We start from the raw sequence: 22,886 nt of genomic DNA, 5'->3' as shown, positions 1-22,886 counted from the left end.
GTGGGGCTGAAGTCGTGGTGGCGGCGGTCTCGGAGTGCTGCGCAGGAGCCGGCGTACGTCGTACCGCCGGCGCCGACCGAGCAGGACATCCGTGCCGCGCTCAACCAGGTGTACGCGATGCTCACCGACAACAACGCGCCGCCGGTGGTCATCTCGCGGGTGCAGCGGATCGCGCGCACGATCAACCAGACGCTGCCGCGGCTCAGCCAGCTCGGCCTGGGCAGCGAGGAGTCCTACTCGGTGGTGGCGACGGCGACCGACTACCTCCCTGAGGCGCTGCAGTCCTACCTCCGGCTGCCGCGTGATTGGGCCGACACCCGGCCGATCGACGGGCCGAAGACGGCGCTGCTGATCCTCATCGAGGCGCTCGAGCTGCTCGGGGTCACGATGGACCAGATCCTCGACGCCGCCAACCGCGCCGACGCGCAGGCGCTGATCGCCCACAGCCGCTTCCTCGACGCCAAGTTCGGCCACTCCTCCTCGGGCGGCCCCGACCTCACGCTGGGAACCCCATGACGACGCTCACCGAAGCCCTCGACGCCCTCGTCGCCGCGGCCCGCACCGCCGGGCTCGACGAGGCCGCCGCCCGTGCCGAGGGCGAGGCCGTCGCCGCCACCGTCTCCGAGCGCTCCCGTGGCGCCTTCGTCGACTGGTGCGCGCAGACCGGGCGTGAGCGCTCGGCCGAGGAGCACATGCTCGCGGCCAAGCGGGGCAACCGGTTCCGCGCCGGCCCGACGCCGCTGATGTCCCAGCTGCTGCTGGAGAAGTCCGCCGCGTCGGCCGACTACGCCGGCGCGCTCGCCGACGTCGCGCTGGCCGGATCCGCGCTCGGCGAGCCCGGCCCCGATGCGGTCGGCGCCGCCACCACGGTCACCACCGCACAGCTCGGTGGGGGATCGGCCGGGCTCACGCCGCCGGCCGGTGCACCCGGCGCCTTCGACCTTCCCACGCGCCAGCCGGTGCCCGGGCTCGGCGACCAGATGCTCGACCAGGTACGCCGCGTCGGCGAGCAGGTGCGCCGCCAGCTCGGCGCGCTCAACGAGGCGACCCCGACGGCGCCCACCGACGCGCCCGTGGTGCCGTCCGCGGACGGCGTACAGACCCAGACGGCGGAGCCGGAGCAGCCCGTCGAGAAGCCGGCCGAGGACCCCGAGCCCACCAAGAGCGTCGAGGAGCTGCTCACCGAGCTCGACGGGCTGATCGGCCTGGCCAACGTCAAGGGCGAGATCCACCGCCAGGCCGCCGTGCTCCGCGTCGAGGGCCTGCGCAAGAAGGCCGGGCTGGAGAGCCCGACGATCACCCGCCACCTCGTCTTCAACGGCAACCCCGGCACCGGCAAGACCACGGTGGCGCGCCTGGTCGCCGGCATCTACCGCGCACTCGGCCTGCTCACCAAGGGCCAGCTGGTCGAGGTGGACCGATCCGAGCTGGTGGCCGGCTATCTCGGCCAGACCGCCGCGAAGACCGCCGAGGTCGTGAAGTCGGCCGAGGGCGGCGTGCTGTTCATCGACGAGGCGTACTCCCTCTCCGGTGACCAGTACGGTAAGGAGGCGATCGACACCCTGGTCAAGGAGATGGAGGACAAGCGCGAGGACCTCGTGGTCATCGTCGCCGGGTACCCGCTCCCGATGGCGATCTTCATCTCCGAGAACCCGGGCCTGGAAAGCCGGTTCCGGACCACGATCGACTTCTCCGACTACACCGACGACGAGCTGGTCGCGATCTTCGCGTCGATGGTCGAGGGCGCCGACTACGACGCCGGCGAGACGGTGCTGGCGCGGCTGCGCGAGATCCTCGGCGGCACCGAGCGCGGGCCGTCGTTCGGCAACGCGCGGTTCGTGCGTAACCTGATGGAGGCCGCGATCGGCCGCCACGCCTGGCGTCTGCGCGACATCGCGGCCCCCACCCTGGAGCAGCTGCGCGCCCTCGAGCCCGAGGACCTCGTGGTCGACCCCAACGACGAGAACGACGTCGCCGCGCCCACCGACGGTGCGGTGGCCGCGCCAGCGGACGCTCCGCCCGCCGAGCCGGTCGACCCGTTCGGTGACGACGCCACGGTCGCCCGGAAGCCGAAGGACCCCCAGGCCGAGACCCCCGAGGAGGAGTCGTGAGCCAGACCGCCACCCCCGCGGCCGCCCCGCCGCCCCCCGCCGCCGCACCCGCGCCGGCCGCGGCGGCACCCGCACCCGCGGCCCAGCCCGCGTCGTCGTACGTCGACACGCCGGCGTTGCTCAACCGCTGGCAGCTGATCGGCATGAGCGTGGCCATCGTCTTCGGCATCGTCAGCGCGCTCGTGCAGTTCGTGGGCTGGCAGTCCGACGGTCGTGCGGCCGGCGACACCGAGCAGCTGGTCCGGGTCCAGGAGATCCAGTCGTCACTGCTCCGCGCCGACGCGCTCGCCACGAACGCCTTCCTGGTCGCGGGTCTCGAGGACCCGGCCCAACGCAAGGAGTACGACGACGCGATCGACACCGTGCTCCGTGACATCGCCAACGCGGCCGAGGCCCAACCCGCCGACCGCAAGGCGCTGGCGGCCCTCAACGAGCAAGTCGACACGTACGCGACCTACATCGCCCAGGCCCGCGCCAACAACCGTCAGGGCTTCCCGGTGGGTGCCGGCTACCAGACCACGGCCAGTGACCAGCTCCGCAACGAGGCGATCCCGATCCTGGACGCGCTGGTCGACGCCAACACCGACCGCGCGGACGGCGCAATGTCGGGTCAGCACCCGATCTGGCTGCTCGTGCTCGGGCTGCTCGTGCTGGCCGGGCTGTGGTGGCTCAACCGTGAGCTGGCCCGGACCTTCCGGCGTCGCTTCAACACGGGACTGGTGATCGCGGCGGCCATCGTCGCCGCCGTGACCGTGGTGACGGCCGCCGGCGCCTGGATCAGGGACAGCTCCAACGACTCGCTGCGCGACGGCGAGTTCCAGGATGCCGTCTCCAGCGCCGTGGCCCGCACCGCCGCCAATGACGCGAAGGCCAACGAGAGCCTGCGGCTGATCAAGCGCGGCTCGGGTGCGGACAACGAGAAGAAGTGGGGGGAGAAGGCCGCGGTGGTCGAGAAGAAGGCCCCGGCCGCCGACCTCGCCGACTGGAGGACGTACGCCGAGCGCCACGCGCTGATCGTGGAAGCCGACGACTCGAACCGGTGGTCGGACGCGGTCGACATCGCGACCACGGGCGACAAGGAGAAGGGTGCGACCGCGCCGTTCGACAGCTTCGACGCCGCTCTCGCCAAGAGCATCGACGAAGCGAGCACTGCGGCCATCGACGACCTGCGCAGCGGCCGCGTCATCGCGCTGATCCTGAGTGGATTGACCCTGCTGCTCGGTGTCGGCGCCGCGCTGGCCGTCGCCCGAGGTATCGGCCAGCGACGGAGGGAGTTCTCATGAAGCAGTCCCGTGCCCGGCTGGGCGTGACCGCGGCGGTCCTCGGGCTGATGACTCTCGCCGGCTGCTCGTACGACGCCACCAAGGTGCCGACGCATAAGGCGGTTCCCGCCGCCGATCCCAGCCCCGCGTCCTGCGAGACGACCGACGCCGACCTGCGCTCCTACGCCCCGAGCAAGGCCGCCGGGGACGCCGTCAAGCGGATCCGCAAGGCCGGGGTGCTCAAGGTCGGTGTCTCCGCCGACACCCTGCTCCTGGGCGCCCGCAACCCGTCGACCAACGCCATCGAGGGCTTCGACATCGACGTCGCGAACAAGATCGCCGCCGAGCTGGGCGTGAAGCCGCAGTACCGGGTGATCAACGCGGGCCAACGCATCGAGCTCCTCGAGAACAACGAGATCGACATCGTCGCGCGCAACATGACGATCAACTGCGCCCGCTGGCAGTCGGTCGCGTTCTCCGCGGAGTACTACCGCGCCGGGCAGAAGGTCCTGGTGCGGCCCGACACCGCCGACAGCTATGCCGGGCCGCAGGACCTGGCCGGTCTCAAGGTGTGTGCGCCGACCGGGACGACCAGCGTCGACAACATCAAGGCCGCCGAGCCGGACGTGATCTCGGAGCCGGCTCTTACCCACACCGGCTGCCTGGTGAAGTTCCAGCAGGGACAGGTCGACGCGATCACCGGCGACGACACGGTGCTCGCCGGACTGGTCGCCCAGGACAAGCTCTACGCAGCGGTCCCGAAGCAGGACGCGTTCACCAAGGAGCCCTACGGCATCGCTACCAACGCCGACGACACGGACCTCGTGGCCTTCATCAACGCGGTCCTCGAGGACATGCGTGCCGACGGGAGCTGGCAGGCGTCGTACGACAAGTGGCTCAAGCCGTACCTCCTCATCGAGGCCACCCAGCCGCAACCCGTCTACGGCCGGTGAGCGTGCAGACCACCATGACCACCACGGCACCCACCGCCCCCGGCAGGCTCGGGGACGCGCTGGACCCTGCCGCGATCCAGGCCTACCTAGGCGAGCTCGACACCTGGCTGCGCGTACGACGCTCCGAGCTCGGCGAGCTCGACCAGGCCGCCCTGGCGGTGGGACGCGGGGGAGAGCTGGCGGGCGACATGTCGCTGGCGCTGGCGCTGTGGAAGGCGATCTCCGACCGCTACCAGCTGGTCTTCGCGACCTGGGACGGCGGCCGGGTCCTGCAGCAGGAGCGGGAGCGGATCTCGGCCCTGATCTGGGGCCGGCTCGACGGTGCGACCGAGCTGCCCGGCGGGCTGGCGGTGTCGCTGCCTGAGGCCGGGCGGCTGTGCGACGCGCTGACCGGCCAGCTGCGCAGCAGGCTGGCGCTGGTGCCGGGCGCCGACGCGCAGGCCGCGCGGATCCGCGAGCTGCGGGCGCAGCTGGAGCGGATCCGCGACCAGGTCGGGCTGGAGCCTGCGCTGACCCGCGACGTCGCGGTCAACCGGCTGGCCGAGCTGATGTCGCGGCTCGAGGGCATCACCGCGAAGGCCGAGCGCGGCGGCGACGCCGGCGGCATGCTCGGTCCGCTCGAGGTCGAGGCGACCACCTTCGAGCGCGACCTGATCGTCGGCAACGCCCGGCGCCGCGACGCCCGCGACCAGGTGATCTCCGCGCGGGAGCTGCGCGCCGACCTGGAGGCGCGTGAGGCGGCGCTGCACAAGCTCGCCGAGACCTGTGTGGCGACCGTCGACCCCGCGCCGCGGTACGCCGTCCCCGACGTCGGCCTGCTCGGCCCGGTGCCGGTGACCCCCGACGCGATCGGCCCCTACCTCGAGCGCCTCGACAGGGTCTCGCAGGCGCTCGAGATCGCCCAGCACGCCTACGCCGCGGCTCTCGAGGAGCACACCCAGCTCGCCGCGCTGCTCGACGCGTACGTCGCCAAGGCGCGCGCGTCCGCGGTCGCCGAGCACCCCGACCTCGTCGCGAGCGAGAAGTCCGCCCGCGACCTCCTCGAGCGCCGGCCGACCCCGATGGCGGTCGCGAAGCAGCTCGTCACGACGTACCAGACCTGGCTGACCAAGGAGACGACGCCATGAGCGCAGGTGCCTGCACCCAACCCGGCTGCACGGGCAGCATCGTCGACGGCTACTGCGACGTGTGCGGCATGCCCGGCGACGGCGGCACGTCGACTCCCGCCGCGGCGCCCGCCGCCGCCTCGCCGATCGGCGACTCCGGCACGGTCAAGGCCCCCATCGCCGCGGCCGTCGCGGGCAACCCGGCCAGCGTGGCCGCCTCGACCTGCCAGCAGCCCGGCTGCACGGGCACGATCCTCGACGGCTACTGCGACGTCTGCGGCACCCCGGCCGTTCCCGGTGCGAAGGTCGCCGAGGCGACGGCGATGGCCGAGTCCCAGCCCCTCTCGGGACGCGAGGGCACCTCCGCCACCGCCGCCAGCCGGGTCCAGTCCGCGGCGATCGGCTCCAAGCGCGCCGGCGCGACGGGCAGCACGTCCACGCGGCGTACCCGCACCGGCTCGCAGCGGATGCGGGCGGCCCGGATCGGCGCCGGCCTCACCGTCGTGCCTCCCGCGCCGCCGGTCGACGCCGCCAAGGCGATCATGGCCAACCCGCAGGTGCCCGAGGACAAGCGCAGCTGCGCCAAGTGCGGCAACGCCGTCGGTCGCAGCATCGACGGCCAGCCCGGGCGCAGCGAGGGGTTCTGCCCCAACTGCGGCCAGCAGTTCTCGTTCACGCCGAAGCTGAAGCAGGGCGACCTCGTCGCCGGGCAGTACGAGGTCGCGGGCGCGCTCGCCCACGGCGGCCTCGGCTGGATCTACCTCGCCCGCGACCGCAACGTCTCCAACCGGTGGGTCGTGCTCAAGGGCCTGCTCAACTCCGGCGACCCCGACGCGCTCGCCGCGGCGATCGCCGAGCAGCAGTTCCTCGCGCAGGTCGAGCACCCGCTGATCGTCGAGATCTACAACTTCGTCACGCACGAGGGCGCCGGCTACATCGTGATGGAGTACGTCGGAGGCAAGTCGCTCAAGCAGATCCTCAAGCAGCGGATGGTCGCCAACAACGGCGCCTACGACCCGCTGCCGGTCGACCAGGCCCTGGCCTACATCCTCGAGCTGCTGCCGGCGTTCCAGTACCTCCACGACCTCGGCCTGGTCTACTGCGACTTCAAGCCCGACAACATGATCCAGGTCGGCGACGCGATGAAGCTGATCGACCTGGGCGGCGTGCGGCGCATCGACGACGAGGAGTCGGCGATCTACGGCACGGTCGGCTACCAGGCGCCCGAGGTGGCCGAGGTCGGCCCTTCGGTGGCCTCCGACATCTACACGATCGGCCGCACCCTGGTCGTGCTGTGCATGGAGTTCCGCGGCTACCAGGGCACCTACCTGCACAGCCTGCCGCCGGTCGACGCGACGCCGCTGTTCCAGGAGTACGACTCGCTCTACCAGCTGATCGCCAAGTGCTGCGCTCCCGACCCGGCCGACCGGTTCGCCTCCGTCGACGAGATGCGTACCCAGGTCCTCGGCGTGCTGCGCGAGGTCGTGGCCCGCAAGCGGCAGGGTACGGCGACCACGTCGGCCGCCTCCGTGCTCTTCGAGTCGCCCGCGACCGCTCGTCCGATCACCGAGTGGAGCCAGCTGCCCGACCTGCGCACCGACACCACCGACCCGCAGTACGGCTGGCTGAGCACGATCGGCGACGACGACCCCAAGCAGCGGCTCAAGGACCTCGAGTCCGCGCCCGAGGACACCGCCGAGGTGTGGCTGGCCCGGGCCCACGCGGCGCTCGCGCTCGGCGACCCGGTGCTGGCCAGGAACCACGCGCAGAGGCTGCTCACCGACGACCCGTGGGAGTGGCGGGCGCTGTGGATCGAGGGCCTCGCCTCGGTCCAGGCCGGCGACTGGGAGACGGCGAAGGCGTCGTTCAACGCCGTCTACCAGCAGGTTCCCGGCGAGCTCGCCCCCAAGCTGGCGCTCGCGTTCGCCTGCGAGCGCGGCGGGCTGCCGGAGGTGGCCGAGGGCCTCTACCTGGTGTGCGCCTCGACCGACGCCGCCTACGTCCCGCCGGCCGCGTTCGGGATGGCCCGGGTCCGGGCCGGTCGGCACGACGTCGCCGGCGCCGTGGCCGCACTCGACCTGGTGCCGACGACCAGCCGGGGCTACACCGAGAGCCGCCAGCAGCGGGCCGAGGTGCTGCTGTCGGGCAGTGCGCAGGACATCACCGTGCTCGACCAGGCGATGCGCACCATCGACTCCTCGAGCGTCGACCAGGCCACCCGGCAGCGGTTCACGGTGCGGATCCTCAACGAGGCGCTGCCCGTGATCTCGGCGGGCAAGGTGCCGGCCGGCGCCCGGATCGGTGCCGTCGAGGCGACCGAGGCCGGTGTGCGTGACGGGATCGAGAACGCGCTGCGGCTGCTCGCGCGCGACGCCGTCGACCTCAAGGAGCGGGTCACCCTGGTCAACCAGGCCAACGCCGTCCGGAACTGGAGCCTCACGTGAACTGCCCTTCCTGCCAGGCCGCGATCGCCCCGGGCGCCCGCTTCTGCGAGAACTGCGGCGCCCAGGTCGGGGCGCCTGCCGCCGCTCCCGTGCCGGCCGCGGCGGCCGCCGCGGACCACCCGCTCGGCGACGCCCCGATCAGCGCGCCCACCCGCAAGCCCGCCTCGGCCCTGCCCGACCCGCCGGCCCCGGCCGGACGCCGTCCCTGCACCGAGTGCGGGGGAGAGGTCGGCCCCGACCTCTACTGCCTCGAGTGCGGCACCAAGGCGCCCAGCGAGCGCGACCACTTCCAGGAGCAGCCCGCGCCCTGGGTCGCCGGCGTGTGCGACAAGGCGATCGGCAAGAACCGCAACGAGGACGCGATGGCGCTCCTCGCCGGCGCCCAGCCCGGTGGTCAGCCCGGCTCCCGCGCCGTGCTGATCGTGATGGACGGCGTCTCCAACTCGATCGACTCCGACGTCGCGTCCCTGGCCGGGGCGCGGGCGGCCCGCGAGGTGCTGCGGATGCCGCTGCCGGCGGGGATGGGGACCCCGGAGAGCCGCGACGCCGCCGTACGCAAGGTCTTCACCGACGCCGCGGCCGCCGCCAACACCGCGATCGTCGCCGTCACCGACCCTGACTCGCCCAACCCGGCGTCGGCGACCTTCACGACCGCGGTCCTCGAGGGCCGGCGGATCACCTGGGCCAACATCGGCGACTCGCGCTCCTACTGGCTGCCCGACGAGGGCACCCCCGTCCAGCTCACCGTCGACGACTCCGTCGCCCAGGCCCAGATCGCGTCCGGCGTGGCCCGCGAGATCGCCGAGACCGGGCCGCAGGCGCACGCGATCACCAAGTGGCTGGGGCGCGACTCCGAGGACCAGAAGCCCACCATCGGCGCGCTCGACGTCGACCGGAGCGGCTGGCTGCTCACCTGCTCCGACGGGCTGTGGAACTACGCCTCCGAGCCGGAGGCGCTGGCCGCGCAGGTCCGCGCCGCCGCCACCAGCGACCCGCTCGCCCTCGCCCTCGCGCTGGTCGCGTTCGCGAACGGCGCCGGCGGGCACGACAACATCACCGCCGCCCTGGCCCGGGTCGAGATTCCGGGCCTCGGGCACAATGACCAGACGCCGACCCCAGGAGGAGAGCCGAGCGATGGCTGAGTTCAGCGCCGCCGTCTACCAGAACGAGTTCCTGCCCGACGGCGGGACCGACGTCAACGCGATCGTCACGATCACCTGCAAGGGCGCCGGCACCGCCGGCCAGTCCGGCGCGGGCAGCGCGGGCGAGATCATCATCGTCGACACGTCCGGCTCGATGGGCCCGGCGACAATGGCCGCCGCCAAGGAGGGCGCCCAGGCCGCGCTCGCCGAGATCGTCGACGGCACCTACTTCGCCGTGATCGCCGGCGCCGACCGCGCGATGCTCGCCTACCCCCAGGTCTCCAGCGGCCCCGGCATGGTGCAGATGGACGCCCGCACCCGCCAGGAGGCGTCCTCGGCCATCGACCGCTTCGTCGGCAGCGGCGGTACGGCGATCAGCACCTGGCTCGACCTCGCCGGCCAGCTCTTCTCCTCGGTCAGCGCGGTCACCCAGCGCCACGTCCTGCTGCTCACCGACGGCGAGAACCGCGAGCGCCCGGGCCGCCTCGACGAGGCGATCAACCGCGCGACCGGCTACTTCCAGGCCGACTGCCGCGGTGCCGGCACCGACTGGCAGGTCGCCGAGATCCGGCGGATCGCGCAGGCCCTGCTCGGCACCGTCGACATCATCCCGAGCCCGGCCCAGATGAAGGCGCAGTTCGAGGAGATCATGCGCAACGCCATGGCCCGCGGTGTCGCCGACGCGTCGCTGCGGGTGTGGACGCCGCAGGGTGCCGAGGTCCTCTTCGTGCGCCAGGTCTCGCCGACGGTCGAGGACCTGAGCAGCCGTCGTACGCCGGTCAACCCCCTCACCGGTGACTACCCGACCGGTGCGTGGGCCGACGAGTCGCGTGACTACCACGTCGCCGTCCGGGTGCCGGCCAAGGCGATCGGCCAGGAGCAGCTCGCCGCCCGGGTCCAGCTCGCGCTCGGCAGCGACGTCGTCGCGCAGGGCCTGGTGAAGGCGACCTGGTCCAACAACTCCGAGCTCACCACCCGGATCGACCAGCAGGTCGCCCACTACACCGGTCAGGCCGAGCTCGCGCAGGCGATCCAGGAGGGCCTCGCGGCCAAGGCCGCCGGCGACGAGGCGACCGCGACCACCAAGCTCGGCCGCGCCGTCCAGCTCGCTGCCGAGACCGGCAACGACGAGGCCACCTCCAAGCTGCGCAAGGTCGTCGACGTCGACAACGAGGAGACGGGCACGGTCCGGCTCAAGCGGGCGGTCGAGAAGGCCGACGAGATGGCCCTCGACACCGCCTCGACCAAGACCACGCGGATCCGCAAGGAGCCCACGGCATGAGCACCTGCCCGTCCGGGCACGAGTCGGCCTCGGACGACTACTGCGACGTCTGCGGCCTGCCGATCCCGGCGGGCGGCGGTACGCCGTCCCCGGACGGGTCAGGGGCGACGCCCGCTGTCGCAGAGCCGGCCGCCCCGGCCGCCCCGGCCGCACCGCCCGCTCCGGCCGCTCCCACGACGGCCGAGTGCCCGAACTGCCAGGCGGCCAACCCGCCGAACGCGCTGTTCTGCGAGGCCTGCGGCTACGACTTCACCACCGGCTCGATGCCGCGCCCGGTCACGCCGTCGGTGCTCGACCTCGGGGCTCCCGCCTCGGCCGCCTCACCCGCCGGTGCCGACGATGCCGGCACGGCCGAGGCCAAGAGGTCCGCCGCTGCCACCCCGCCGGACGCCTCGATCGCCCCGCCGCTCGCCGACGCATGGGTGGCCGAGGTCTGGATCGACCCGGACTGGTACGCCGACCAGGAGTCGAGCGACCCGCTGCCGTCCGCGGGCGTGCCGACCGTCGTACCGCTCCGGACGACATCGATCCTCGTCGGCCGCACCTCCCGCAGCCGCGGCATCCACCCCGACATCGACCTCGCCGCCGACAACGGCATCAGCCGGCGCCACTGCCAGCTCACCACCGACGGAACCCGGTGGTGGGTCGAGGACCTCGGCTCGTCCAACGGCACCTATCTCGGCTCGGCCGTCGGCCCGCTGCCGAAGGACCCGGTGCCGGCGGGGGAGAAGCGCGAGATCGCGCCGGACGCGCGGGTCTACCTCGGCGCCTGGACCCGGATCGTCATCCGGCGCGCGCAGCCCGGCGAGGTGTGAATCGGAGGTCGAGGAGGTCGCGCAGCGACGTCTCGAGACCCTCGTGGGGTAGGTTCGGCGCAGCATCGCGTGCGGGTGACGGACTGCGTCACGCATGGAGGTGCCGGACCAGGAAGGCGATGATCATGACGATCACGTCGACTTCCTCGTTCTTCGCCGATGGCTGGGAGTGAGCAGCCGGGAGCGAGGGACGAGCGCCCGGCGTCGCGAGCGAAGGTTGAGCAAGCCCCGCGACCGAGCTTGCGGGGTCGCGGGGCGCGTCGAAATCCAGCCGCCTGTGAGGGGCACCCCGCCGACGGCCCGCCCGCAGCGGCGACCCCGGCGAGCGGACACCGCCGCGTGTTGACCTGCCGCGCTGTCGACCGGGCCTCGAGACGCGTCGCTCAGTGCCTCGCTGGCGCTCGGCACTGAGCCGAACGCTCCTCGACCTTCGGCCGTCATCCGCGCGTTCGCAAGCTCACGCGCGGCGGCCTCGACGGGATCGGCGCGATCATGGAGTCGCACTTCCGCTACGAGGAGCGGCAGCTGCTCGGGGTGCTGGCCGGGCTCGACCTGCCGCTCGGCGTACCCGAGGGACTGGGTCCCCTGTGAGCCCGGTTTCTGCGAGCATGCCTGCATGGCGATCAGGGACCAGGTCATCCTCATCACCGGCGGCGCCCGCGGCATCGGGCTCGAGACCGCCAAGGCGCTGGCGGCCAAGGGGGCCCGGCTGGCCCTGACCGACCTCGACGCCCCGGCGCTGGCCGAGGCGGTCGCGGCGATCGGTGCGGACCGGTGCGAGGGGATCGTGGCCGACGTGTGCGACCTGCCGGCGATGGAGGCGGCGGTCGCGACCACGCTGGAGCGCTTCGGGCGGCTCGACACTGTGCTCGCCAACGCGGGCATCGCCAGCTACGGCTCGGTGATGGCGATCGACCCGGCCGCGTTCCAGCGCACCGTCGACATCAACATCGTCGGCGTCTTCAACACCGCCCGGGCCGCGGTGCCGGCGCTCGCGGAGAGCAAGGGCTACCTGCTGGTGGTCTCGTCGCTGGCCGCCTTCGCGGCGGCACCCGGCCTGGCGGCGTACAACGCCAGCAAGGCAGGCGTCGAGCACTTCGCCAACGCGCTGCGCCTCGAGGTGGCCCACCAGGGGATCGCGGTCGGCTCGGCGCACATGTCGTGGATCGACACCCCGCTGGTGCAGGACGCGAAGAGCGACCTGCCGACCTTCCAGGAGCTGCTGAGCAAGCTGCCTGTGCCGCTCAACCGGACCACCGGTGTCGAGGCCTGCGTGAAGGCGTTCGTGAAGGGCGTCGAGAAGCGGTCGCGCCACGTCTACTGCCCGGGCTGGGTCCGCGGTGCCGGCCTGAACCGCAACGTCATCAACTCCGCGGCCGGCAACCGTCCGATCCTCAAGCTGGTCCCGGACCTGCTGCCGCGCATGGACGCCGAGGTGCGCGCGCTCGGTCGCTCGACCAGCGCCCGCAACATCGCCAACGACGAGCGGAAGGCGAACGGCTGAAGGTCAGCGCCGCGTCGCGATGAGCGCGGACGCGTCCGGGGCGACCATCACCTCGACCGTGGTGAACCGCTCGTCGGTGAGCCACTCCTCGCGCAGCGTGTCGACCCGGCCGCCGGTGATCGGCGGCCACATCTCGCAGGGGAAGAAGTCGTCGAGCACGACGATGCCGCCGGGCTCGACCAGGTCGGCGATCTTGTCGACCCCGACGGCCGACCGGTCGCCCGAGTCGAGGAAGAGCAGCGAGAACGGGCCCTTGTCCATCAGCGTGGACCAGTCGGCCTCGAGGACGTCGACCAGCGGGTCCTCGTCGAAGATCTCGATGGCCGCGGCCGCGAGCTTCGGGTCGAGCTCGGCGGTGAGGATCCGCGCCTTGTCGTTGCGTACGCCGGAGCGCAGCCAGGCGGTGCCGACACCGCAGCCCGTGCCGAACTCGGCCATGGTGCCCTCGCGGGTCGCAGCCAGCGCGGCGAGCAGCCGGCCGGTCTCGTTGCGGCAGAACGACACGTAGCCCGCGCGCCGGGACACGTCGAACGCGCGGTGGACCACGTCAGGAAGCTCGGGGGGCGCGCTCATGCCTTGAGTCTCGCCCGTGCGATCAAGGGGCGGGACGCGGATCTCGGATCGTGGTCGCGCCGAAGACCCGTTCCGAGGTCGTCACACCCGCACCTTCCGTCACGCCGGTCAGGGAACTCATGCGCCGGTCAGGTGTTGCAACCCCTGACAAGCGCATGGATCCCGGACATCCGGGGATTCATGCAGCTCGCCGCCCGCATGTTGGACGAAACCGGGACAGCGGCCGCCCGGCTCCTCTACAGTCGTCCCATCATGCGGAGCGCTCTTCTCGTAATCGTGCGCCGCGGCGAGGCCTGAGAGAGGCCACCTCGCCGCGGTGACTGCGGCGTTCCCGATACCGCGTCGGGCTTCTCGATCCAACCGAAGAAGTCCTGGCGCATCTCCGATCCGCACCGCGGCGGGCCCACCGGCCGGCAACGCGCGATCCGCACCCCCGTCGTAGTCGAGCTCCCGTGAGACCCACGAGCTGACGCCCACCTGCCGCGGTGGGAGAGGCACAGGACTGCAGTCGTCCAGCACGTCCTCAGCACCTACCAGCTCTCACGGAGACCCAGCGATGTTCACCACTTCGACCCGCCCCGGCGCCCAGTACCGCGACTCCCGCGAGTGGGGACCGGCCAAGCACGACCCGGAGCACCCCTACCACCTGGCCCAGCTCGACACCCCGGCCGCGGGGACTGACCTGCGAGACGGTGACGCCGGGCTCCCCGACGACAACTAGGTTTTTCCCCATGACCGACTCCTCTGCTGCAGCCCCCGTCACCACCGGCCAGGTCGCCCTCGGCGTCATCCCCGGTGACGGGATCGGCCCCGAGGTGACCGCCGAGGCCCTCAAGGTCCTCGAGGTCGCGGCGCCGGCCGACCTGAAGTTCGCGCAGACGCAGTACGACCTCGGTGCCGAGCGCTACCTGCGCACCGGCGAGGTGCTGCCCGACAGCGTGCTCGAGGAGATCCGCAACCAGGACGCCCTGCTGCTGGGCGCGGTCGGCGGCAAGCCCAACGACCCGAATCTGCCCCCGGGCATCCTCGAGCGCGGCCTGCTGCTCAAGCTGCGCTTCGAGCTCGACCACTACGTCAACCTGCGCCCCTCGCGCATCTACCCGGGCTCGGTCTCGCCGCTGTCCGAGGAGGTGCTGGCCAAGGGCGAGGTCGACTTCGTGGTCGTCCGCGAGGGCACCGAGGGCCCCTACACCGGCAACGGCGGCGCCCTGCGTGTCGGCACCCCGGCCGAGGTCGCCACCGAGGTCTCGGTCAACACGGCGTACGGCGTCGAGCGGGTCGTCCGCGACGCCTTCGAGCGCGCCCGCAAGCGCCCCCGCAAGAAGCTCACCTTGGTCCACAAGACCAACGTGCTCGTCCACGCGGGCCAGGTGTGGTGGCGCCTGTTCCAGCAGGTGGCGCAGGAGTACCCCGACGTCACGACCGACTACAGCCACATCGACGCGGTGATGATCTACCTGACGACCGACCCGCAGCGCTTCGACGTCATCGTCACCGACAACCTGTTCGGCGACATCGTCACCGACCTCGCCGCTGCCATCAGCGGTGGCATCGGCCTCGCGGCCTCCGGCAACGTGAACCCGGACCGTACCGCGCCGTCCATGTTCGAGCCCGTGCACGGCTCGGCCCCCGACATCGCGGGTCAGCTCATCGCCGACCCGACGGCTGCGATCCTGTCCGGTGCGCTCCTGCTCGACCACCTCGGCCACCCCGCCGCCGCGGCGAAGGTCGAGGCCGCGGTGCTCGCCGACCTCGAGGCCCGGGTGCCGGGCCAGCAGCGTCGTACGCCCGAGGTGGGCGACGCGATCGCCGCGCGAGTAGCCGGCTGAGCCCGCGTCAGGGGAGTTCCCCTGGACGCGGGCAGACGGCCCACTCCCGACCCGCGTTAACGAGGACTAACCTGATGACCATGCAGATCACCACCACGCTCTCTGCGAACCCGACCGACGACGCCCGTCTGGCGGAGATCCTGGCCAACCCGGGCTTCGGGGTGCACTTCTCCGACCACATGTTCACCGTCGAGTGGACCCCGGAGCAGGGCTGGTACGACGCCCGCATCACGCCGTACGGCCCGATCACGCTCGACCCCGCGGCCGCGGTCCTGCACTACGCGCAGGAGACCTTCGAGGGGATGAAGGCCTACCGCCACGACGACGACTCGCTGTGGCTGTTCCGCCCCGAGGCCAACGCGGAGCGGATGAAGCGCTCCAGCCACCGCTTGGCGCTGCCGGTGCTCGAGGTGCCCGACTTCCTCCAGGCCGTGGAGGAGCTGGTGAAGGTCGACGAGCGGTTCGTCCCGGGCAACCCCGACGGTGGCGAGAAGAGCCTCTACCTGCGCCCGTTCATGTTCGCCTCGGAGCAGTTCCTCGGCGTCCGCCCGGCCCAGCACGTCACCTTCATGGTGATCGCGAGCCCGGCCGGCGCCTACTTCAAGGGCGGCATCAAGCCGGTCACGCTGTGGCTGACCGAGGAGTACACCCGAGCCGGCCGCGGCGGCATGGGCGCGGCCAAGACCGGCGGCAACTACGCCTCGTCGCTGGTCGCGCAGCAGGAGGCCTACGCCCAGGGCTGCGACCAGGTCGTCTTCCTCGACGCCCAGGAGGGCAAGTACGTCGAGGAGCTCGGCGGGATGAACATGTACTTCGTCTTCGACGACGGCTCGATCGTCACCCCGGAGACCGGCACCATCCTCGAGGGCATCACCCGCTCCTCGATCATCGAGCTCGCCGGCAAGATGGGCCACCAGGTCACCGAGCGGAAGTTCGGCATCGACGAGTGGCGCGAGGGCATCGCGAGCGGCCGGATCACCGAGGTCTTCGCCTGCGGCACCGCCGCCGTGGTCACCCCCGTCGGCTCGCTGAAGTACGCCGGTGGCGAGACCCCGGCGCCCGCCAGCCAGGACCTCACCATGCGGATCCGCGAGGCGCTCGTCGGCGTCCAGCTCGGGCGCGCCGAGGACACCTTCGGCTGGATGCGCCGCGTCGACTGACCCCGGTTGGGTGGGTGAGAGTGAGCCAGAGATCACTCCTACCCACCCGACTCGTCCGGTTTCGTCGAGGACGCGCGGTGGCACGGTCGGTCCGTGCGTGATCGACTCGGCTCCATCGCCCTGGTGGCCTTCGTCCTCTTGTTCATGATCGGTGGTCCCGCGCTGATCGTCTGGGGCGCGGTCGCCGTCGACCGGCATGACACCCTGGTGCGCGGGGGGCAGCGCGCGGAGGGCACCGTCGTCGAGTTCGTCGATGCGCACAAGGCCTCCAAGCGCAAGGTCGAGGTGGAGTTCGCGGCGCCCGACGGCAGCACCCACCGCGCCCGCGGCCTCGCCGGCCCCGACCAGTCACCGGAGGTCGGCTCGACCCTGCCCGTGGCCTACGACGAAGAGGACCCCGGCCGCAATGCCGTCGTCGGGTACGACGACACCGGCAGCTCGCTGCTCGGCATGGGCGTGATCCTCACCGGCGTCTTCTGGGGGCTGCCGCTGCTCGTCCTCCTGGTCCGGCTGCCCGCCCGGCGTCGGCGCCGCCGCGAGGAGGCTCGAGCGGCGGCTGGCTGATACTGGACCCATGGCGCACCCGATCATGTTCTCCGACGACGACCCGGGCCTCGCCGAGCTGCGGGCGATCTGCCGAGTGCTGCCGGACGCGGTCGAGTTCGTCAGCCACGGCCGGCCGAGCTTCAAGGCGGGGGAGAAGGGCAAGGTCTTCGCGACCTTCGGCGCCGGGCTGAGGACGGGGCCGGGCACGCACCGGCGCATCGACAGCGCGCTGAGCGTGAAGGTCCCGCTGGAGGAGCTGCCCGCCCTCGACGAGGACGACCGCTTCTTCGTGCCGATGTACGCCGGCTCGGCTCCCTGGCGGGCGATCGACCTCGCCCGCCCGGAGGTCGACTGGTCCGAGATCACCGAGCTCGTCGACGCGTCGTACCGTGCCGTCGCGCCCAAGCGCCTCGTGGACGAGCTGGACGCCCGTGACGAGGCGTAGCGACCGATCGCGCCCGCTGCTGGTGCGGCTGGTCCTCGCCGTCGGTCGGCTGGTCAAGCGCATCGTCGTGACCGTCGTCGAGATCCTCTCCTCCTGACGCAGCACGGGTCGGTGTGCCCGGGCCTGAACCGCGGCGCCGCTGGGTAGCCTCGGGGTGTGACCCTCCGCCCGGACAGCAGCGCGCCCACGCGCGTGGGCCGCTACGCGCTGCTCACCAAGCTCGGCGAGGGCGGGATGGGCATCGTTCACCTCGCCCAGGGCCCCGACGGGCAGCGGGTCGCGCTCAAGGTGCTGCGCCCGCAGGTCGTCGGCGACCAGGAGGCGCGCAACCGGCTGGCGCGGGAGGTCGGCTCGCTGACCCGGGTGCGCAGCCCGTGGGTCGCGGAGATGATCGACGCCGACCCCTGGGCCGAGGTGCCCTATGTCGTCACCCGCTACGTCCCCGGCTTCTCCTTGCACGAGCACGTCGCCACCGAGGGCCCGGTCACCGGCCGTGACCTGCTTTGGCTCGCCGGCTGCCTCGCCGAGGGACTCGCCGCGGTCCACGCCGCGGGCGTGCTGCACCGCGACGTGAAGCCGGGCAACGTGCTCATGGAGGGCCGCACCCCGATCCTCATCGACTTCGGCCTGGCCCGCGTCACTGACGACGTCCGGCTCACCCAGACCGGCTGGCTGCTCGGCACACCCGGCTACCTCGCGCCCGAGATCCTGTATGGCGACGAGGCGACCCCCGCCGCCGACGTGCACGCGTGGGCGGCGACCGTGGCGTACGCCGCGAGCGGGCGGGCGCCGTACGGACGCGGTCCGGCGATGGCTGTCATGGACCGCACCCGCCGCGGCCAGCACGACCTGTCCGGCATCGAGAGCCCGCTGGCCGAGGTGCTGGCCGCCGCCCTCGACCCCGAGCCGCTCGAGCGTCCGCTGCTCGAGGAGCTGCTCGCCTGGCTGCGCCCGCTCAGCACCCGTCCCGAGCTGTCGCCCGCGCCGGTGCCGGGCGGCCTGTTCACGGCGTCGGGCCCCGTGCCCGACGACCTCACGCTGCCACTGGCCCTCGCCGCGCAGGCCGGTGCGCCGGTCGCGCCCGGTCCGGTCACGCCACCGACGGTGCCCGAGCCGGAGGCGCCCGGCACCCAGGTGCTGCCGACCGCCGTCGAGCCACCCGCCCCGCCGGCACCGCCCGCCCCGCCGACCACGGCCGGTCCCACCGCGCCGGCGCTCCCGCCGGCCCCGCCGCCGGCGGCGGCGATGGCGATGGCGCGGATGGAGGAGCAGTTCGACCAGGCGTGGGATCTCGAGCAGGCGTTCGTCGCGCAGCCGAGGCCGCCGCTCGCCGTGCGACTGCGCCGCTGGGTGGCCGTGGGCCTGGGCGCGGTCGCGCTCGGAGCCGGGTTCGCCGCGGCTCCGTGGGTCGCCACCGGCGTCGTCGTGCTCGCCGTGTGGCTGCTGCGGGCCGGGTCGCTGGCGGCCTCGGCGGTCGCCAGCCGTCGTACCGTCCGCGGCGTGAAGTGGTACGACGGCCTGCGTTGGGTCACCACGAGCCCGTGGCACCTTGTCCGCGCCACGACCGGCACCGTGGTGCTGGTGGCGTGGAGCGCCGGGCTGGGGATCGCGGCCGGGCTACTGGGCTACGCGCTCGCGCTCGACGTCCCGACCACGCTGCTGGCGGGCGGCACGACCCTCGGTGTCGCGCTGTGGTCGGGGCCGGGCAGCAGCCGGTTCCGCTCGCCCGTCTCCCGGGTGCTCGACCCGCTCGCCCGCCGGCCGGTGCCGTGGCTGCTCGCCTGCGCGGTGCTGCTCGCGGTCGCCGCCGGGCTGGGCGTGCTCGTCGTCGGCAACGGCGTCGCATGGTTCCCGTGGGCCACCGGTCCCTTCGGCCTCTGAGCCTTGGACTCCGAGCCGGCGGACCGGGCGTCCGTGGCACACTGACCTCGTGAGCACCATCACCGTGACGATCCTTGGATTGAGGAGGTCGCGCAGCGACCGTCTCGAGATCATTAGTTAGCGCGTCCGACGCCCCGTCGGACGCGCCAGCCTCTCGTTGTCGGGAGGCTTTTGTTTTGCCCAGGTGACACCCAGCGAGAGAACCCCGATGACCCAGCAGCTCGACCTCCACGGCTCGTTCCACGTCTACGACACCACCCTGCGCGACGGTATGCAGCAGGAGGGGCTCAACCCCACGGTGGCCGACAAGCTCGCCATCGCGCGGCACCTGGACGGGCTCGGCGTCGGGTACATCGAGGGTGGCTGGCCGGGCGCCAACCCGAAGGACACCGAGTTCTTCCGCCGGGCGGCGCTCGAGCTGGACCTCGAGCACGCCCGCCTCGCGGCCTTCGGCTCGACCCGCCGCGCCGGCCTGCTCGCGGCCGACGACCCGCAGGTCGCCGCGCTGCGTGACAGTGGTGCAGGCGTTGTCACACTGGTCGCCAAGTCGCACGTCGGCCACGTCGAGAAGGCGCTGCGGACCACGCTGGAGGAGAACCTCGCGATGATCCGCGACACCGTCTCCCACCTGCGGGCCGAGGGCCAGCAGGTGTTCCTCGACGCCGAGCACTTCTTCGACGGCTACCGGCTCGACCGGGCCTACGCGCTCGAGGTGCTGCGCACGGCGTACGACGCCGGTGCGGAGGTGGTCGCCCTGTGCGACACCAACGGCGGCATGCTGCCGGGCTGGGTCTCCGACGTCGTGCACGACGTGCTCGAGACGACCCAGGTCCGGGTCGGCATCCACTGCCACAACGACACCGGCCTCGCCGTCGCCAACACGCTGGCGGCCGTCGAGGCGGGCGCCACCCACGTCCAGGGCTGCATCAACGGCTACGGCGAGCGCACCGGCAACGCCGACCTCGTCAACGTCGTCGCCAACCTCGAGCTCAAGCTCGACCAGCAGGTGCTGCCGCCGGGCCTGCTCACCGAGGCCACCCGGATCGCGCACGCCGTCGCCGAGGTGACCAACGTGCCGCCCGCCGCGCGCCAGCCGTACGTCGGTGCCTCGGCCTTCGCCCACAAGGCCGGCCTGCACGCCAGTGCGATCAAGGTCGACCCCGACCTCTACCAGCACATGGACCCGGCCGGCGTCGGCAACGACATGCGCCTGCTCGTCTCCGACATGGCCGGCCGCGCGACCATCGAGCTCAAGGGCAAGGAGCTCGGCTTCGACCTCTCCGACAACCCCGAGCTGGTCACCCGGGTGACCAACCGGGTCAAGGAGCTCGAGCTGAGCGGCTACACCTTCGAGGCCGCCGACGCGTCCTTCGAGCTGCTCCTCGCCGAGGAGGTGGACGGCCACCGGCCGTCGTACTTCGACGTCGAGAGCTGGCGCGTGATCACCGAGACGCTCACCCACGCCGCACCGGGCGAGGAGGCCGTGTCCGAGGCGACCGTGAAGCTCACCGCGGCCGGTGTGCGCTACGTCGTGACGGGGGAGGGCAACGGCCCGGTCAACGCGCTCGACCAGGCGCTGCGCTCGGCGATCGAGCAGGCGTACCCGGAGATCGCGAAGTTCGAGCTGATCGACTTCAAGGTCCGCATCCTCGACCAGGGGCACGGCACCGACGCCATCACCCGCGTGCTCATCGAGACCACCGACGGGGCGTCCTCGTGGGTGACCGTCGGCGTCGGCGCGAACGTGATCGAGGCATCGTGGGAGGCGCTCGCGGACAGCCTCACCTACGGGCTGCTGCGCCACCACCAGGACTGAGCGCCAAGACCGCGGGCGATGAGTCCGGCGGACCCGGCCGGTCCCTCCTGCATGGACATCCTCGTGAGCGGACTGGGCCTGGTGGAGTCGCCGCGGTGGCACGACGGCCGGATCTGGTTCAGCGACTGGACCCACGGCCGGATCATCGCGGTCGACGAGCACGACTGCGTGGAGGTGGTCGTCGAGCACACGTCGCTCCCGCTGTGCTTCGACTTCCTGCCCGACGGGCGCCTGGTCCTGGTCTCCAACCAGGCGAACGCGCTGCTCGTGCGAGAGCCTGACGGCACCCTGGCGCCGTACGCCGACCTGGCCGGGCTGTCGGCGTACGGCCACAACGACATCGTGGTCGACCGGCTCGGCCGGGCCTACGTCAACAGCTGCGCCTTCGACTTCGCCGTCGGGCCGCCGGCTGGTGACCGTGCGCCCGGCTTCGTGGCGCTCGTGCTGCCCGACGGCACGGCCGGCGTGGTCGCCGACGACCTCGCCTTCCCCAACGGGATGGCCGTCACCGCCGACGGGAGCACCCTGGTCGTCGCGGACTCGTACCGCTCGCAGCTGGTGGCCTTCGACATCGCCGCCGACGGCGCACTGTCGGGCCGCCGGGTCTGGGCCGACCTCGGTACCGACAACCCCGACGGCATCTGCCTCGACGCCGAGGGCGCCGTCTGGTACGCCGACGTCCCGCACCAGCACTGCGTCCGCGTCGCCGAGGGCGGCGAGGTGCTGCGCACCGTCGAGCTGGACCGCGGCGGCTTCGCCTGCGCGATCGACGGCGACACCCTCTACGTCGTCGCCGCGCACTGGCCCGGTCCGGCGGAGCTCCCGACCTTCCGGGACTGGGACGGTCAGCTGCTGCGGGTGTCGCTGGGCTGAGCGACGACCCGCGCCACCAGGTCGTTCCAGCCGGCGACCACCTGCGCCTCGCTCATCCCGCCCGCGTCGATCTGCTGGCGCAGCACCGGCACGGCCAGTGGCGCGACGAGGGCGGTCGAGAGGTAGCCGAGGTCGCCTCGGACCCCGAGCTGGGAGAGCAGCATGCGCACGTGCAGCGACACGAACCCGAGCACGGCGTAGTTCTCGCCCCACGTGCTCCCCGCCGCCTCGATCAGGGCGGCCTGCTCGCGGTGGTGGCGCAGCCGGGACGCGCCGAACGCCAGCAGCCGCTCCATCGGCGGCGCCCCCGGACCCAACGGCGGCGGACCGCTGATCACGCTGGCCTGCCACTCCTCCTCGCGGTGGTTGAGCAGCGAGGCCATCAGCCCCTCGCGGCTCCCGAACCGCCGGAACACCGTGCCCTTGCCGACGCCCGCCCGCGCCGCGACCGCCTCGGTCGTGAGGTCGTCGACCCCGCAGGTCTCGATCAGCTCGGCTGCGGCCTGCAGCAGCGCCTCCCGGTTGCGGGCGGCGTCGCGGCGCACGACGGGCGCGCTGGTCAGCACGGGGAGGTCCTTGGGCATGGTGAGGCCACCCTAGATCGGGTCGCCGACAGCCGCTTACGATCCGGCCATGAGCGACCTCGCCGCCTGGGACCGGCTCGTGGACCTGCTGACCGACGACCCACGGGTCGCGCCGGAGGTGCGGCTCGCGCTGACCGACGCCGACGCCTATCTCGAGCGGCACGCCGAGCAGCTCGCGGACCGCGGCATCGACGAGGCGGGGGACGTGGAGGCGGTGCTGGCCCTGGTCGACGCGCTGGCCGCGGTCGGCGACCTGGCCCGTGTCGACTGGAAGGAGCCGTCGGAGTAGCTGCTGGAGGTGGTGGGAGCGCTGCCGAGGGTGCGTGCCACCGGGATCGCGATCGACGGCGTGCTGCACCACGACGAAGTGTGCCCGGTGGTGGCGGCGGCGAACCGGCTGCTCGCACCGGCGGGTGTCGTCGTGGTCGTCGTCGAGGAGGGGACCGACGACTGCCCGCTGGTTGCGCTGCCGGTCGATCGCCACGCGGCAGTGGTGGCGGCAGGCGAGGCGGTCGACGTGTGGGTGAGGAAACCCGACTGAAGAAACTTCTCTCACCCCG

At 72.5% G+C, this 22,886-nt stretch carries 22 protein-coding genes; 20 read left to right on the top strand and 2 right to left on the bottom strand.

Features of this window, described 5'->3' with window-relative positions; genetic code table 11:
• From FBY23_RS19715 to FBY23_RS19670, 10 genes are all read left to right on the top strand, one after another.
• Positions 1–516, top strand: coding sequence for a hypothetical protein (locus FBY23_RS19715; RefSeq protein ID WP_141799694.1), 516 nt, complete (start codon positions 1–3; stop codon positions 514–516).
• Entirely contained in the window at positions 513–2,111 is a 1,599-nt protein-coding gene (locus tag FBY23_RS19710; RefSeq protein ID WP_186348238.1) for an AAA family ATPase, read from the top strand. Before FBY23_RS19715 ends, FBY23_RS19710 begins: the two co-directional genes overlap by 4 nt.
• On the top strand, positions 2,108–3,394 hold the full coding sequence (locus FBY23_RS26050) for a hypothetical protein (RefSeq protein WP_160158297.1): 1,287 nt from the start codon (positions 2,108–2,110) through the stop codon (positions 3,392–3,394). Before FBY23_RS19710 ends, FBY23_RS26050 begins: the two co-directional genes overlap by 4 nt.
• Positions 3,391–4,326, top strand: coding sequence for a glutamate ABC transporter substrate-binding protein (locus FBY23_RS19705; protein WP_141799693.1), 936 nt, complete (start codon positions 3,391–3,393; stop codon positions 4,324–4,326). Before FBY23_RS26050 ends, FBY23_RS19705 begins: the two co-directional genes overlap by 4 nt.
• Before the next feature lie 14 nt (positions 4,327–4,340).
• A complete protein-coding gene (locus FBY23_RS19700) occupies positions 4,341–5,453 on the top strand; it encodes a hypothetical protein (RefSeq protein ID WP_141801164.1) in 1,113 nt (370 codons plus the stop codon).
• Entirely contained in the window at positions 5,450–7,876 is a 2,427-nt protein-coding gene (locus tag FBY23_RS19695; protein WP_141799692.1) for a serine/threonine-protein kinase, read from the top strand. Before FBY23_RS19700 ends, FBY23_RS19695 begins: the two co-directional genes overlap by 4 nt.
• Positions 7,873–9,018, top strand: coding sequence for a PP2C family serine/threonine-protein phosphatase (locus FBY23_RS19690; protein WP_141799691.1), 1,146 nt, complete (start codon positions 7,873–7,875; stop codon positions 9,016–9,018). Before FBY23_RS19695 ends, FBY23_RS19690 begins: the two co-directional genes overlap by 4 nt.
• Entirely contained in the window at positions 9,011–10,300 is a 1,290-nt protein-coding gene (locus tag FBY23_RS19685; RefSeq protein ID WP_141799690.1) for a VWA domain-containing protein, read from the top strand. Before FBY23_RS19690 ends, FBY23_RS19685 begins: the two co-directional genes overlap by 8 nt.
• Positions 10,297–11,115, top strand: a complete 819-nt coding sequence (locus tag FBY23_RS19680; protein ID WP_141799689.1) for an FHA domain-containing protein — start codon at positions 10,297–10,299, stop codon at positions 11,113–11,115. The genes FBY23_RS19685 and FBY23_RS19680 overlap by 4 nt, the downstream gene beginning before the upstream one ends.
• A gap of 616 nt (positions 11,116–11,731) precedes the next feature.
• Positions 11,732–12,619 (top strand): SDR family oxidoreductase, encoded by an 888-nt coding sequence (locus FBY23_RS19670; RefSeq protein ID WP_141799688.1) that lies wholly within the window; start codon positions 11,732–11,734, stop codon positions 12,617–12,619.
• A gap of 3 nt (positions 12,620–12,622) precedes the next feature.
• On the opposite strand, the gene FBY23_RS19665 is transcribed toward FBY23_RS19670, so the two are convergent.
• Positions 12,623–13,192 carry an O-methyltransferase gene (locus FBY23_RS19665; RefSeq protein ID WP_141799687.1) on the bottom strand — a complete coding sequence of 190 codons (570 nt, stop codon included), beginning with the start codon at positions 13,190–13,192 and terminating at the stop codon, positions 12,623–12,625.
• A 556-nt stretch (positions 13,193–13,748) separates the two neighbouring features.
• On the opposite strand from FBY23_RS19665, the gene FBY23_RS26045 reads away from it, so the two are divergent.
• From FBY23_RS26045 to FBY23_RS19630, 8 genes are all read left to right on the top strand, one after another.
• Entirely contained in the window at positions 13,749–13,913 is a 165-nt protein-coding gene (locus FBY23_RS26045) for a hypothetical protein (RefSeq protein ID WP_160158296.1), read from the top strand.
• A 10-nt stretch (positions 13,914–13,923) separates the two neighbouring features.
• Complete coding sequence (locus FBY23_RS19660; protein WP_141799686.1) at positions 13,924–15,021, top strand: 3-isopropylmalate dehydrogenase; 1,098 nt, start codon at positions 13,924–13,926, stop codon at positions 15,019–15,021.
• A gap of 80 nt (positions 15,022–15,101) precedes the next feature.
• Positions 15,102–16,181 (top strand): branched-chain amino acid aminotransferase, encoded by a 1,080-nt coding sequence (locus tag FBY23_RS19655; protein ID WP_260806594.1) that lies wholly within the window; start codon positions 15,102–15,104, stop codon positions 16,179–16,181.
• Positions 16,182–16,274: 93 nt separating this feature from the next.
• A complete protein-coding gene (locus FBY23_RS19650) occupies positions 16,275–16,745 on the top strand; it encodes a DUF3592 domain-containing protein (RefSeq protein ID WP_141799684.1) in 471 nt (156 codons plus the stop codon).
• A gap of 10 nt (positions 16,746–16,755) precedes the next feature.
• Complete coding sequence (locus FBY23_RS19645; RefSeq protein WP_141799683.1) at positions 16,756–17,172, top strand: MmcQ/YjbR family DNA-binding protein; 417 nt, start codon at positions 16,756–16,758, stop codon at positions 17,170–17,172.
• 156 nt (positions 17,173–17,328) lie between these two features.
• A complete protein-coding gene (locus FBY23_RS19640; RefSeq protein ID WP_141799682.1) occupies positions 17,329–19,053 on the top strand; it encodes a serine/threonine-protein kinase in 1,725 nt (574 codons plus the stop codon).
• Between the two features lie 208 nt (positions 19,054–19,261).
• Positions 19,262–20,869, top strand: coding sequence for a citramalate synthase (cimA, locus tag FBY23_RS19635; RefSeq protein WP_141799681.1), 1,608 nt, complete (start codon positions 19,262–19,264; stop codon positions 20,867–20,869).
• 51 nt (positions 20,870–20,920) lie between these two features.
• A complete protein-coding gene (locus FBY23_RS19630) occupies positions 20,921–21,742 on the top strand; it encodes an SMP-30/gluconolactonase/LRE family protein (protein WP_141799680.1) in 822 nt (273 codons plus the stop codon).
• On the opposite strand, the gene FBY23_RS19625 is transcribed toward FBY23_RS19630, so the two are convergent.
• A complete protein-coding gene (locus FBY23_RS19625) occupies positions 21,715–22,326 on the bottom strand; it encodes a TetR/AcrR family transcriptional regulator (protein WP_141799679.1) in 612 nt (203 codons plus the stop codon). The genes FBY23_RS19630 and FBY23_RS19625 overlap by 28 nt on opposite strands.
• 49 nt (positions 22,327–22,375) lie before the next feature.
• Here FBY23_RS19625 and FBY23_RS19620 point away from each other — a divergent pair, with 49 nt between their 5' ends.
• The gene (locus FBY23_RS19620) at positions 22,376–22,615 is read left to right on the top strand and encodes a hypothetical protein (protein WP_141799678.1); all 240 of its coding nucleotides are present in this window, start codon (positions 22,376–22,378) and stop codon (positions 22,613–22,615) included.
• 60 nt (positions 22,616–22,675) lie between these two features.
• Entirely contained in the window at positions 22,676–22,867 is a 192-nt protein-coding gene (locus FBY23_RS19615) for a hypothetical protein (protein WP_141799677.1), read from the top strand.
• Positions 22,868–22,886: the final 19 nt, after the last annotated feature.

Origin of the sequence: Nocardioides sp. SLBN-35, assembly GCF_006715725.1 — a bacterium.
In the GTDB taxonomy this organism is placed as follows: domain Bacteria; phylum Actinomycetota; class Actinomycetes; order Propionibacteriales; family Nocardioidaceae; genus Nocardioides.
This window is presented reverse-complemented; position numbering and strand designations above follow the sequence as displayed.

What these genes read in the sequence shown, in the direction of transcription:
- FBY23_RS19685 (WP_141799690.1), top strand. Translation starts at nt 9,011, where the DNA reads ATGGCTGAGTTCAGCGCCGCCGTCTACCAGAACGAGTTCCTGCCCGAC.
- FBY23_RS19655 (WP_260806594.1), top strand. Translation starts at nt 15,102, where the DNA reads ATGCAGATCACCACCACGCTCTCTGCGAACCCGACCGACGACGCCCGT.
- FBY23_RS19630 (WP_141799680.1), top strand. Translation starts at nt 20,921, where the DNA reads ATGGACATCCTCGTGAGCGGACTGGGCCTGGTGGAGTCGCCGCGGTGG.
- FBY23_RS19670 (WP_141799688.1), top strand. Translation starts at nt 11,732, where the DNA reads ATGGCGATCAGGGACCAGGTCATCCTCATCACCGGCGGCGCCCGCGGC.
- FBY23_RS26045 (WP_160158296.1), top strand. Translation starts at nt 13,749, where the DNA reads ATGTTCACCACTTCGACCCGCCCCGGCGCCCAGTACCGCGACTCCCGC.
- FBY23_RS19620 (WP_141799678.1), top strand. Translation starts at nt 22,376, where the DNA reads ATGAGCGACCTCGCCGCCTGGGACCGGCTCGTGGACCTGCTGACCGAC.
- FBY23_RS19660 (WP_141799686.1), top strand. Translation starts at nt 13,924, where the DNA reads ATGACCGACTCCTCTGCTGCAGCCCCCGTCACCACCGGCCAGGTCGCC.
- cimA (WP_141799681.1), top strand. Translation starts at nt 19,262, where the DNA reads ATGACCCAGCAGCTCGACCTCCACGGCTCGTTCCACGTCTACGACACC.
- FBY23_RS19695 (WP_141799692.1), top strand. Translation starts at nt 5,450, where the DNA reads ATGAGCGCAGGTGCCTGCACCCAACCCGGCTGCACGGGCAGCATCGTC.
- FBY23_RS19645 (WP_141799683.1), top strand. Translation starts at nt 16,756, where the DNA reads ATGGCGCACCCGATCATGTTCTCCGACGACGACCCGGGCCTCGCCGAG.
- FBY23_RS19625 (WP_141799679.1), bottom strand. Translation starts at nt 22,326, where the DNA reads ATGCCCAAGGACCTCCCCGTGCTGACCAGCGCGCCCGTCGTGCGCCGC.
- FBY23_RS19665 (WP_141799687.1), bottom strand. Translation starts at nt 13,192, where the DNA reads ATGAGCGCGCCCCCCGAGCTTCCTGACGTGGTCCACCGCGCGTTCGAC.
- FBY23_RS19710 (WP_186348238.1), top strand. Translation starts at nt 513, where the DNA reads ATGACGACGCTCACCGAAGCCCTCGACGCCCTCGTCGCCGCGGCCCGC.
- FBY23_RS19700 (WP_141801164.1), top strand. Translation starts at nt 4,341, where the DNA reads ATGACCACCACGGCACCCACCGCCCCCGGCAGGCTCGGGGACGCGCTG.
- FBY23_RS19705 (WP_141799693.1), top strand. Translation starts at nt 3,391, where the DNA reads ATGAAGCAGTCCCGTGCCCGGCTGGGCGTGACCGCGGCGGTCCTCGGG.
- FBY23_RS19680 (WP_141799689.1), top strand. Translation starts at nt 10,297, where the DNA reads ATGAGCACCTGCCCGTCCGGGCACGAGTCGGCCTCGGACGACTACTGC.